Origin of the sequence: Rhodococcus sp. B10 (genome assembly GCF_011770055.1) — a bacterium.
Lineage (GTDB): Bacteria > Actinomycetota > Actinomycetes > Mycobacteriales > Mycobacteriaceae > Rhodococcoides > Rhodococcoides kyotonensis_B.
Window position 1 is genome coordinate 256,043 of sequence record NZ_JAAFYV010000001.1, and the last position, 11,285, is coordinate 267,327.

Sequence of the window (11,285 nt, forward strand, 5' to 3'; positions counted from 1 at the left end):
CGAAGCCGCATCACACGACGCCGGACTTGTGCAACTTCTCGATCGAGTCGGCGTCACAACCCAATTCGGCGAGCACCGCGTCGGTGTCCTCCCCGTGGGCGCGCCCGGTGTGCCGGATACTTCCGGGCGAACCGCCCATCCGCCACATCACGTTCTGCATTCGGACCGGGCCGAGTTCGCGGTCCTCGACGGTGGTCACCATCCCGATCGCGTTGACCTGTGGATCGTCGAGCAATTCGCTCGGCTTGTAGACGGGGGCGACCGCTGCGCCCGCCTTCTCGAACTCCGCCACCACTTCCTCGCGCGTGCGCTCTCCGATCCATCCGCCCACGTACTCGTCGAGCAGATCGGCGTGAGCCGCACGCTGACGGCCCGTCGCGAACCACGGTTCGTCGATCACCTCGGCATGACCCACCAACGTCAGCACACGCTCGGCAATCGAGTTGGCGCTCGTGGATATCGCCAACCAATGGCCGTCGGACGTCTTGTACAAGTTCCTCGGTGCATTGTTGCTCGAACGGTTGCCCGTTCGCTCCTGGTCGATTCCCAATTGGTCCGCATAGATGATGCCCGGTCCCACTGCAGCCATGATGGGGCTCAGCAGATCCAGATCGATGACCTGCCCCTTACCGCCGTTGTTCGTCCGATGCAGGAGTGCCATCGAGACCGCCGACGAACCGGCGATGCCCGCCAGCGAGTCCGCCAGACCGAAGGCAGGCAACGTCGGTGGGCCGTCCGCGGCCCCGGTCAGATGCGCGAATCCGCTCATCGATTCGACGAGGGTTCCGAAGGCCGGCCGCGTCGAGTACGGGCCGGTTTGCCCGAAACCTGTGACGCGCAACAGGATCAGACCGGGATTCTTCTCGGAGAGCACGTCGTAGCCGAGTCCCCAACGCTCGAGCGTTCCCGGCCGAAAGTTCTCGACGACGACGTCCGCCTCGGCTGCGAGCGATTCGAAGATCTCGGCGCCTTGCTCGCTTCCGAGGTTCAACGTCATCGTCCGCTTGTTGCGGCTGATCATCGTCCACCAGAGCGGATGCCCGTCCTTGTCCAACCCGTGCCCACGCATACCGTCGGGCCGGGTCGGATGTTCGATCTTGATGACGTCGGCACCGAAGTCACCGAGGATCTGAGCGACGAGCGGACCGGCGAGGATCGTCGAGATGTCGAGGACCTTGATGCCCTCGAGCGGCCCGGTCACTTGTACGGACGGTGCAGGTAGCGGCCGGCGGGCGCACCGGACACGGCACCGTCGGCGAGGACGCGCTGTCCGCGGACGAATGTGTCGGTGACCTTGGCTCCCAGTTCGAAGCCCTCGAACGGCGTGTACTCCTGCGTCGATTCCGAGTCTTCGGGACGCACGGTCCAGGTGTGGTCGGGGTCGACGAGCGCGATGTCCGCATCCATACCGATCGCGATGTCGCCCTTGCCAGGAAGTCCGTAGCGCGACGCAGGGTTGAGCGACGTCAACTCCGCGATGCGTCGCCAGCTCAAGCCTCGTTTGCGGCCCTCGCTGACCAGGCCGGGCAGCAGGTATTCGGCGCCGCCGAATCCTGACTTCGCGGCGAAGATGTCTCCACGATCCTCGGCGAACTTCTTCTCGTCCTTGCAGCACGCGTGGTCACTGACGACCCAGTCGATGTCGCCTGCGATGAGGTGCTCCCACAACGCCTCGACGTCCTCGCGTGGGCGCAGCGGCGGGTTGACCTTCCCACCGAGTCCGTACGCGGTGTCGATGTCGGCCAGAAGGTGTCCGATCGTGACCTCACGACGGAAGTTCACGTGCGGAAACGCCTTTGCCATCCTCATCGCGGCAGTCAAAGCCTTGCGCGACGACAGGTGCAGCAGATTGATGTTGGGAAGCTGGGTCTCGTCGGCGAGGAAAGACGCGATCGTGACCGCGAGTCCCTCCGAGTGCGGCGGACGTGACGCACTGTAGGCAGCCAGACCCTGCAGGGTGCCTTCTTCTTCGACGATCTTCGTGTATGCACTCATGATCTCGGCCGTCTCGCAGTGCAGGGACAGCGAGATGTGATCTGCTTTGTCGCCCAGCTGTTCCCGGGCGGCCTGGATGCCACGCATGACGAACTCGAAGTGCGCCAGGTCGTAGCGCTCCCCTTCCGGCGTCATGAGGAATTCGCTCTGGTCGCTCGAACGCCCGTGCAGCCCGTGGCTGCCGTAGAACATGAAGATCTTGAACGACGTCACACCGTGATCGGTGATGAGCGAGGGGATTTCGGTGATGTGTTCCTTGGACATGGGCGCAAGGTGGTACGCGTAGTCGACGTAGGGCCTGCCCTCGGTTGCCTCGAGTACCGTCGGGAACACATCGGCGTAGGAACCACCCGTGTTCATGTAGTACTGACCGGTGCGCATGTAGGACAGCGACGTCGTGACGCCACCCTGCACGCAGGCGCGTGACTCGGTTTCGGCATCGTCACCGAGGGAGTTGTAGATGCCCCAATGCTGGTGCGCGTCCACGACACCGGGGAATGCCACCTTCCCCGCCGCATCGATGACGGTGTCGGCTGCGTCGGCCGGAATGTTCGCTTCGATTCGGGTGAACTTGCCGTCTTCGATCAGCAGATCGAGGAATTCGCCGTCCTCGGGAGCATCCGCGCCCGGGCGTACGACGCGTGCATTGGTGATCAACGTGGACATCGAGAGATCCTTTCGAAATGGGAGAAAAATCAGATGAAACTAGCCGCGAGATAGGCAAGTCCGAGCGCCGGGAGCAGTCCGTTGCCCGCCAGGTACCCTGCTGCTCCGTGGCCTGAGATGCCGATCGCCGCGCCACCGGACGCGAACAAACCGTCGATCGGCCGGTCGTCGGCACGCAGCACTCGTGCGTGTTCGTCGACCACGAGCCCACCTTGCGTATGGAACAGCGCAGGCACGATCTTGATGGCTGCGTACGGCGCACCCAGGACGTGCTCGAACGATGTGCGCCCGAACGGATCCCGCTCTTCTCCTCGCGCGTACCCCCGCACCGCCGCCAGTTCCTGTTCGACGGCATCGCGCGGCAAGCCTGTTGCGTCGGCGAGTTCGGCCGAGCTGTCGGCCCACGTCGCCGCGCCGGACTCCACGGTCTGACGAAAGTCGGTGAACGCCAGACACTTGTCGTAGATGGGGCGGTCGATGACGATCCAGCCCTCGGATTCACGTTGCGCTGCGAGACGAGCCGCATACTCGGAGTAGCCCGTGGTTTCGTCGCCGAAGCGGCGCCCGTCGAGATCGAGAACGATACCGCCGTGCATCACGGTTGCCCACCCGACGAGCGTCGTCGCCTTCTTCGACAACGCCGCGTGTCCCTGGTAGGCGTCGAGGTATTTCGATTTCGCGCCGAGGCGTGCACCGATGGTCAGCGCATCACCGGCCGAGTACTCACTGCCGTGGTACCGAGCCGCCGAGATTTCCGGAATGTGCTCGGACACCATGTCGGTGTTCGCGCCGTATCCGTTGGTGGCCAACAGAACTGCTCGCGTGGGAATCGATTCCGTCGTGCCGTCGGGAAGGGTCACGGTGGCTCCGTTCACCGCGCCGTCGACGTCGATGGAAATGTCCGTGAGCCGCGCAGGCACGAGTATGTCGATGCGCGGCTCGGCGTTCGCTGCACGGACGAGGTAGTCGAGCAGAATGCTGCCGTGCCTCCCCTCCACCGTGTGGCATCGGAAGCTCGAATGTCCTGGGTAGGCAAAGTCGGTGACCAGCTCGAGCGGAATGCGTAGATGGTCGGCGAGCCACTCGACCAAGGGGGCGCTGACGTCGGCCAGTGCTGCAGTCAGTCGCTCGTCGGCGGTGCCCTTCGTCTTCCGCATCACGTCGTCGACGAAATTCTGCGGCGTGTCGCCGATTCCCGCATCGCGTTGCCAACGCGAGCCTGCACCCGGGATCATCGCCGTCGACATCGCAGTGTTGTTGCCGCGCTTGAAGTGTTCGCTCGCTTCGACGACGACAACATCCAAGCCACGCTCGGCCGCGCGCAGAGCGGCGACCAGACCGCCGCCGGCACCGGCCACGACGAGGTCGGGTCCGTTCTCGCTCATGCGACCGACTCGAGTTCCGAGCTCAGCCCCAGAAGACGCAATGCGGTCGCCGTCGGGTCCACGACGAGCGGCTGCCGCGGAGGGTCGACGAGTTCGACGGCCGAACACGCGTTGATCGCCACCGAGCAGGTCAGCCCACGTGCGTGCTCGATGACCGCGTCACCCCACGCGGCCGTATCCGCGATGTCGTGGACGTCCAAGCCGAGTACCTGGGTCGGATCCGCGTCCAGGCGGTAGAACGCCAGTCGCCGGTCGAGCTCGGCGGCGATCGCCGCGTTTCGGGCCAGCGCACCGAGGCGCTGTCCCTGAGACGCGTAGAACGAGGCGGTCAGACGCGACAAGCCGTAGAGCGGCACAGCGAAGTCCTCCGCTTGCTCGGCACACGGATCGAGAACGCAGTCGGGAAGGAACCCGTCGAATCCCGTCGGATCGATTGCGCGGAACGCCTCTGTCAGAACGTCTTCCGACGCCCTGATGTCGGCTTCGGTGTTCAGCGCCAACGGTGCAACCGAACCGATGTTGCGCAGCTCGACGGTGACCGACGTCGGCGCCAAGTGGTCGTACCGTTCCTGACGGCGACGCAGTTCGGCTGCGTCGACGTCGATCGGCGTGAAAGCCAGAAGGTGCATGTACAGAACTCCTAAATGCCGAGATATGCCGCTTTGACGCGGTCGTCGTGGGCAAGCTCGGTCCCGCTGCCGGTCAGCACGATGGAACCGCTTTCGATGACGTAGGCGCGGTCGGAGATTTCGAGAGCCTGAGCCGCGTTCTGTTCCACGATCAGAACGGTGACGCCGGTGCCACGGATGCGCACGATGGCCTCGAGGACCTGCGCCGCCAGTTTGGGTGCAAGCCCGACGGACGGTTCGTCGAGGGTGAGCACGCGCGGCCGCGCCATCATCGCTCGTCCGATCGCGAGCATCTGCTGCTGCCCGCCCGACATCGTGTCCGCCCGCTGCCCCCGTCGCTCCGCGAGAATCGGAAACAGATCGAACACCTGGTCCAAGGATTCCTTCACGGAGCTGCGCTTCTGCGTGTAGGCACCCATCTCGAGATTCTCGAACACGGGGAGGCTGCCGAACAGCGCGCGGTCCTGCGCGACGTGCACCAAACCTTCCCGGACGATGCGGTCCGCACGCATTCCTTGAATCGGATTACCGTCCAACAGGATTCGTCCACCACTGGGCGAGACCAGCCCGGACAGCGCACGCAGTGTCGTCGTCTTGCCAGCGCCGTTCGCGCCGATCAACGAGACGATTTCGTTGCGTGCGATGGACATCGTCAGTCCGTGCAGGATCTCGAGCCGTCGATAGCCGGCGTGCAGGTCGTCGATCTCCAACATCATGCGGGTGCCTCCTCGCCGAGATAGGCCTCGATGACACGACTGTCCTCGATGACCGTCCGCGGTTCCCCGGACAGGAGCACCGCGCCTTCGTGCATGACGACCAATCGTTCGGACAGCGCCATCACTGCCGCCATGATGTGCTCGACGAACAGAACTGTCTGTCCTTGACCGTGCAGGGTTCGCAGCAGATCGATCATCGGTGCGCGTTCTGCGGGAACAAGTCCCGCGAGCACCTCGTCGAGCAGAACGACACGCGGTTCCATCGCCAATGCGCGCGCAAGTTCCAGACGCTTGAGGCCTGCTGTCGACATCGTCGACACCTTGCCTCCTACCTGATCCGACAGCTGAACGCGGTCGAGCACCTCGAGTGCGTGCGCGCGAGCGTCCTTCCGCGAGCGACGTTTGGTGAGCGCCGCGATGGTGACGTTCTCGAGTACCGACATCGACTCGAACGGACGCATCAGCTGAAAGGTACGCACGAGGCCATGACGCGCGATCTTGTCGGCGGACCACCCGGTGATGTCGGTGCCGTCGAAGATCACGCGGCCCTCGGTGGGACGCTGCTCGCCGGACAGCAACGAGAACAGTGTCGTCTTGCCCGCGCCGTTCGGTCCGATGATTCCGAGGAATTCGTGTTCGGCCACGTCGAGCGTCACATCACGCACCGCGTGAATACCCGAGAACGATTTGCTCAGTCCCTCGATGCTCAACAGGCTCACCGGAACCACCTCTCACGGATCGTGCCGAAGATTCCCTTCGGAAGGAAGATGACGATGAGAATCAGGATGATCGAGTAGGTCGCGACGTCGAGACCGATCGTGCCTCCGAGGAAGTCGAGAAAGGCAGGTGGGTTCCGCATGAAATCGTTGATCACCTCGGACAGCGGTCCGATGACGGCCGCCCCGAGGACGGGGCCCCAGATGGTTCCGATTCCACCGATGACGGCCGGGACGATGGCCTCGACCGACACTGCCGAACCGAATGCCTGCTCCGGCCCGACGAAGAAGTAGTACTGGGTGTAATACACGCCGGCCACAGCCGTGAGTGCACAACTCGCAGCCACTGCGATCAATCGGTACTTCATGGTGTCGATGCCCAGAGATGCTGCAGCTGTTGCGTCGTCACGCACCGCCTGGACGAATTGTCCAGGCCGAGAACGCACGTAGAAGATCGTTCCGAGCACCGCCAGGGTCAGAATCACGAGCGGAATCCAGATGTAATTGGGGCTGCCTTTCTCGAACTGCAGCATCCACCACGAATCGCGCGGCAGGATAGGCACGTTGAAGCCCTCGGTCTTGTGAAAGACCTCCAAATTCTGCACCAGGAGCAAGAACATCTGCGCGAAAGCGAAGGTCGCCAACGCGAAATACGATCCAGCGAGCCGATATCGGAGACACAGATAGGCCAACAGTGTGCCGACGGTCGCTGCGATGATCGCCGCCAACACCATGGAAATCCACGGCGAGATGCCGTGATCGACGAGAAGGTAGGCGCCGGTGTACGCCCCGATTCCGAAGAACGCGGCGTGACCGAAGCTGAACATGCCGCCGAAACCACTCATGATGTTCCAAGCGACCGCCATGATGCCGAAGATCAGCGTGCGCACAGCGACTGTCTGCGCTTGTTCGCCCAGTGCGAGAGGAAGAAGCGCGACGAGAACGAATACCACTGCGAGCGTGAGCAATTGGCGGCGCAGCCACGTGTCCTTCAGTCGCGAATCCTCGGACACCGGTGTCGGTGCTGTCACGGTTGCGGTCATCGGCGAGCTCCGTACAGTCCTTCGGGCTTGAGAAACAGAACGAGAATGAACACAGCGAACACGAGAATGAGCGAGCCGGTGCCAGGTAGGTACAGCGCGCCGACCGTCTGCACGAGTCCGATCACCAGACCACCGACCACGGCGCCGACGACGCTTCCGAGGCCACCGAGAACGACGATGACGAACGCAAGGATCGTGAATTGCTCACCCACCGAGGGCGTGAGGCTGGTGAACGGGGTCATCAGTCCCCCGGCCACCGCCACGCACGCCGCACCGATACCGAAAGTGAGCGCGTAGACGCGTCCGATGTCGACTCCGACGAGCTTCGCGCCCTCCGAATTCGACGCCACTGCACGAATCGACAAGCCGAGCGGCGTGCGCCTCAGCACGGCAGTCAACGCGAACGCGACGAGAGCGGCGCCGACGAATGCGATCACGCGGGGCCACGACGCGACGGCGCCCAGAACGGACAGCGAACCGTCGACCGGCGCCTGGACCGACTGCGGCCGGCCACCGAAGATCATCAGCAGGACGTTGATGATCAGCAACGACAAGCCGAGGGTGACGAGCAGCGGACCGTCGTGGCTCCCGCTGACCGTGAGCTTGGTCAGCAATGCCGCCTGAACGATCATGCCGAACACGAACATCAGAGGTACCGCGATGATCGTCGCGAGGTAGACGGGCAATCCTGCGGTCGACAGCGCATAGACGACGTACATGGCCATGGTCAACATGGCGCCTTGAGCGAAATTGACGATTCCGAGCACACCGAAGATCAGAGTCAGACCGACCGAGATCAGGGCGTACACGCCACCCAACAGCAGTCCCGACACGACGGATTGGGTGACCAGTCCTTGGTCCTTACCGCCGACCGAGTAGATGACGGCCATGATGACGACGATCGCGCCTGCTACCGCAACCCCCGGGCTACGTCCCGAGATGCCACGGAGACCTTTTGTCGTGGACACCGCCTGGGACGCAGCGGTCACTGTCCGGCTCCGGCGGGGAACTGGAGTGCGTCGGTTGCGAATTCCTCGGGGAACACCTGCAGAACAGAGCCATCGCGAACCTGGGTCACGATGACGGTCGCGTTCTTGTTCTGCCCGGTCTCGTCGAACTCGATGGGACCGGCGAACGCCAACAGCGGATCGTCGATCGACACTCCGGCAATGGCTTCGCGCAGAGCTTCCGGATCGCTGTCGGCGCCGCTGTTCAGGCCTTCCGCGACGACCTCGACTGCCTGGTAGGACAACATCGCTGCCGTTTCCATCGGGCGGCCGAACTGCTGCTCGAAGCGGGCACGGATTTCATTGGTGCGCTCGCTCGTCGCGTCGTAGTGGTAGTTGGCGCTCAGCACGCCTTGTCCCGCAGCTCCTGCGTCTGCCGGGAACGAACTGTCGTCGAATCCGCCGTTGGCAATACCGTACAGGCCTTTGACATTCAGGCCGAGCTGGTCGACTGCGCGCGCGATCAGCAGCGAATCCGGGTAGTAGCCAGTTGCGACGATGACGTCGGGGTTGCTCACCGCAGCTTCGCGAACCTGGGTGGTCGCATCGGAGAAATTCGTTGCAGGATAGGTGATTTCCTGCACCGACGAGATACCTTGGGCTGCCGCCTCGGCCTCGAACGCGTCGAAGACGCTGTCTCCGAACGAACCTTCGATGTGGAGATAGGACACCTTGTCGATGGGCTGACCGGTCCGACTCTCGATGGCAGCCAACGCCCGTGCGCCGTCGGTTCCCATGCTCGACGCGTTCGGCTGGATACGGAAGGTGTACTGGTATCCCTGATCGAGAATCTTGTCGTCGACAGCGACGTCGATGACGAAGGGCACGCGAGACCGCTCGGCCACCGACGCGACATTCTGCGTGACGTCGCTCTGGTACGTCCCGATCAATGCGACTGCACCGTCGTCTATGAGACGCTGCGCCTCACTCTGACCGACCTCGGCCTTGCCCTGGCTGTCACCGGATACGAGTTCGAGCTGTCGGCCGTCGAGGGCTGCGATGCCGCCCGCAGCGTTGATGTCCGCAACAGCAAGAGCGGCACCGTCGTTCATCAAACCACCGACACCGGCGAGTGCGCCGGTAGTGGGGTGCACCGAACCGATCTTGATCGCCCCCGAGTCGTCGCCACCGGAGGACGAGCCGCATGCTGCCGCGCTCATCACCACGGCGGCCGTCAGCACGCCTACGAGCTTCTTCATTGTCGAGTCTGCCTTTCGCGCCCACTTGGCACCGAGTCGAATCATTCTTTTCGACGCTCCTAGCGTTCCGCTGAGCGCACCAGTTGAATGAAGAACATTCCTTCTGACGACGAGTATGACACGGGACACGTGGATGCAACAGGTCGTTTCGTGACTTTCTTGTAAACCAGATGGTTCGCCCAGCGGAACGGTATGGTCATCTCGAGACGGTCGACTACGAAGTCCCGCCCACATCAGGAAGGATGACCCATATGGTCACGCCGCCCAAATCGAGACCCCCGGTCGAGACGTCGACGGGCACCGAATCGGCAGATCGCGTCGCAGACGTTCTTCTTGCGTTCGCGCAGTCCGATCGCGCACTCGGTGTCACCGAGATTGCCCGTCGCCTGCAGCTCAGCAAAGCCGTTGTGCACCGGATACTGCAGTCCCTGGCGTCCCGGTCGATCGTGCAACCGATGGCGGGTGAATCGACGTATTCACTCGGGCCCGCAGCGATCGGTCTGGGCACGAAGGCGTGGAGCCAACTCGACGTTCGATCGATCGCCGCGCCGGTCCTGCGAAAACTACGAGCGGAGACGCGTGAGACTGCAACGCTGTCCGCCCTCGTCGGCCATCGCCGCGTCTATCTCGACCAGTACGAGAGTCCGCAGGAAGTGAAGATGGTGATCGAGATCGGTCCCCAATTCCCGCTGCATTCGGGGGCATCGAGTCTGGCGATCCTCGCTTTTCTGCCGGAGCATTTCGCAGTGGATGCCGCGCGGGAATTACAGGGCGCCACACATGATGTCGACGTGGAGGCCTTCCACGCGCGTCTCGCACGAATTCGCGACGACGGATACGCAACCTCGATCAACGAACGGAAGACCGGTGCCGCATCGATAGCCGCGCCGTTCTTCGACGGGGCCGCACACGTACTGGGATCGGTGAGCTCGTCGGGCCCCGCATTTCGCTACTCGGCGTCTGCCGACGAGGAACACACTGCTCATGCGCGTTTGGTGATCGCCGCGGCGCAACAGATCACCCAGATGCTCGAATCGCGGACTGCCCGATGAACAAAGCCGTTCCACGTTCTTTTCTCTATGTCCCCGCAGTGAAGCCCGAACTCTTCGACAAAGCGGCCGCCGGCGATGCTGACGCGATCATCGTCGATCTGGAGGACGCGGTTCCCCTCGGCCTCAAGGACGCGGCTCGCCGGGATGTGCGGGCCTGGCTCGCCGGACGCATCGCCACGCGCACCGAGGTGTGGGTTCGTGTCACTCCTGAGTTTCTCCACGAGGACCTCGATGTCGCCGCGAGCGCGGGAGTCGACGGCGTCATGATTGCGAAATGCTCCGTCGACGCTCTGGCCTGGGCCGAAACGTTGCTCGACGACCTCGAGACGGCCCGCGGATTGCGCCCGCTCGGACTGATCGGACTCATCGAGACAGCCGCATCGCTGCGCTCCATCGATGGAATGGCGAAGTTCGAACGGGTTCGGACCTTCGGCATAGGCGAGGTCGATCTGCTTGCGGATCTCCGGATCACCCGGACCGCCGACACGACCGGCGTGATCGATGCGCTGCGACTACAGGTCGTGATCGATTGTGCCGCAGCTGGTCTGGCTGCACCAATCGCGCCGACCTCGACGGATTTCCGCGATCTCGATGGATTCGCCGCTACGACTACCCGTTTCGTGGAGATGGGGTTCCGTGGCCGTACTGCGCTGCACCCCAAGCAGATTCCGATCATCAACGACGCCCTCACCCCGTCCGACGAGGATGTCACCCGCGCCCATCGCCTGCTCGAGCTGTATCGCCTCGCAGACGGCGGACCCACGGTGGACGACAACGGCCGATTCGTCGACGAAGCTGTCGTGCGCGGGGCCAGGGAGATCCTGGCCCGCGTATAGGCCCGCCGGTGATGTGAACGAACCCGTCGTTCACATCACCG

The 11,285-nt window shown here is 63.5% G+C and carries 11 protein-coding genes; 2 read left to right on the forward strand and 9 right to left on the reverse strand.

What is annotated here, in order from left to right:
* Positions 1 to 10: 10 nt before the first annotated feature.
* From RhoFasB10_RS00875 to RhoFasB10_RS00915, 9 genes are read right to left on the reverse strand one after another with little or no spacing between them, the layout of a single operon-like run.
* Positions 11 to 1,201 carry a CoA transferase gene (locus tag RhoFasB10_RS00875; protein WP_068431685.1) on the reverse strand — a complete coding sequence of 397 codons (1,191 nt, stop codon included), beginning with the start codon at positions 1,199 to 1,201 and terminating at the stop codon, positions 11 to 13.
* Positions 1,198 to 2,661: a dihydroorotase family protein gene (locus RhoFasB10_RS00880; protein ID WP_068431688.1), complete on the reverse strand. Its 1,464-nt coding sequence runs from the start codon at positions 2,659 to 2,661 to the stop codon at positions 1,198 to 1,200. The genes RhoFasB10_RS00875 and RhoFasB10_RS00880 overlap by 4 nt, the downstream gene beginning before the upstream one ends.
* Before the next feature lie 29 nt (positions 2,662 to 2,690).
* The gene (locus RhoFasB10_RS00885; RefSeq protein ID WP_167674708.1) at positions 2,691 to 4,046 is read right to left on the reverse strand and encodes an FAD-binding protein; all 1,356 of its coding nucleotides are present in this window, start codon (positions 4,044 to 4,046) and stop codon (positions 2,691 to 2,693) included.
* Positions 4,043 to 4,675, reverse strand: a complete 633-nt coding sequence (locus RhoFasB10_RS00890) for a hydantoin racemase (RefSeq protein ID WP_167674710.1) — start codon at positions 4,673 to 4,675, stop codon at positions 4,043 to 4,045. The genes RhoFasB10_RS00885 and RhoFasB10_RS00890 overlap by 4 nt, the downstream gene beginning before the upstream one ends.
* 11 nt (positions 4,676 to 4,686) lie before the next feature.
* The gene (locus tag RhoFasB10_RS00895; RefSeq protein WP_206030353.1) at positions 4,687 to 5,391 is read right to left on the reverse strand and encodes an ABC transporter ATP-binding protein; all 705 of its coding nucleotides are present in this window, start codon (positions 5,389 to 5,391) and stop codon (positions 4,687 to 4,689) included.
* Positions 5,388 to 6,110: an ABC transporter ATP-binding protein gene (locus tag RhoFasB10_RS00900; RefSeq protein WP_068432065.1), complete on the reverse strand. Its 723-nt coding sequence runs from the start codon at positions 6,108 to 6,110 to the stop codon at positions 5,388 to 5,390. Before RhoFasB10_RS00900 ends, RhoFasB10_RS00895 begins: the two co-directional genes overlap by 4 nt.
* On the reverse strand, positions 6,107 to 7,150 hold the full coding sequence (locus tag RhoFasB10_RS00905; protein WP_068431696.1) for a branched-chain amino acid ABC transporter permease: 1,044 nt from the start codon (positions 7,148 to 7,150) through the stop codon (positions 6,107 to 6,109). Before RhoFasB10_RS00905 ends, RhoFasB10_RS00900 begins: the two co-directional genes overlap by 4 nt.
* Complete coding sequence (locus RhoFasB10_RS00910) at positions 7,147 to 8,139, reverse strand: branched-chain amino acid ABC transporter permease (protein ID WP_084424067.1); 993 nt, start codon at positions 8,137 to 8,139, stop codon at positions 7,147 to 7,149. Before RhoFasB10_RS00910 ends, RhoFasB10_RS00905 begins: the two co-directional genes overlap by 4 nt.
* Complete coding sequence (locus RhoFasB10_RS00915; RefSeq protein WP_068432062.1) at positions 8,136 to 9,356, reverse strand: ABC transporter substrate-binding protein; 1,221 nt, start codon at positions 9,354 to 9,356, stop codon at positions 8,136 to 8,138. Before RhoFasB10_RS00915 ends, RhoFasB10_RS00910 begins: the two co-directional genes overlap by 4 nt.
* Positions 9,357 to 9,607: 251 nt before the next feature.
* Here RhoFasB10_RS00915 and RhoFasB10_RS00920 point away from each other — a divergent pair, with 251 nt between their 5' ends.
* Positions 9,608 to 10,408 carry an IclR family transcriptional regulator gene (locus RhoFasB10_RS00920; protein WP_084424070.1) on the forward strand — a complete coding sequence of 267 codons (801 nt, stop codon included), beginning with the start codon at positions 9,608 to 9,610 and terminating at the stop codon, positions 10,406 to 10,408.
* Positions 10,405 to 11,244, forward strand: a complete 840-nt coding sequence (locus RhoFasB10_RS00925) for a CoA ester lyase (protein WP_068431701.1) — start codon at positions 10,405 to 10,407, stop codon at positions 11,242 to 11,244. The genes RhoFasB10_RS00920 and RhoFasB10_RS00925 overlap by 4 nt, the downstream gene beginning before the upstream one ends.
* Positions 11,245 to 11,285: the final 41 nt, after the last annotated feature.

Bases quoted from the DNA above. Each gene is read 5' to 3' on its own strand.
- RhoFasB10_RS00885 (WP_167674708.1), bottom strand. From the start codon at position 4,046: ATGAGCGAGAACGGACCCGACCTCGTCGTGGCCGGTGCCGGCGGCGGT.
- RhoFasB10_RS00925 (WP_068431701.1), top strand. From the start codon at position 10,405: ATGAACAAAGCCGTTCCACGTTCTTTTCTCTATGTCCCCGCAGTGAAG.
- RhoFasB10_RS00905 (WP_068431696.1), bottom strand. From the start codon at position 7,150: ATGACCGCAACCGTGACAGCACCGACACCGGTGTCCGAGGATTCGCGA.
- RhoFasB10_RS00920 (WP_084424070.1), top strand. From the start codon at position 9,608: ATGGTCACGCCGCCCAAATCGAGACCCCCGGTCGAGACGTCGACGGGC.
- RhoFasB10_RS00880 (WP_068431688.1), bottom strand. From the start codon at position 2,661: ATGTCCACGTTGATCACCAATGCACGCGTCGTACGCCCGGGCGCGGAT.
- RhoFasB10_RS00890 (WP_167674710.1), bottom strand. From the start codon at position 4,675: ATGCACCTTCTGGCTTTCACGCCGATCGACGTCGACGCAGCCGAACTG.
- RhoFasB10_RS00895 (WP_206030353.1), bottom strand. From the start codon at position 5,391: ATGATGTTGGAGATCGACGACCTGCACGCCGGCTATCGACGGCTCGAG.
- RhoFasB10_RS00915 (WP_068432062.1), bottom strand. From the start codon at position 9,356: ATGAAGAAGCTCGTAGGCGTGCTGACGGCCGCCGTGGTGATGAGCGCG.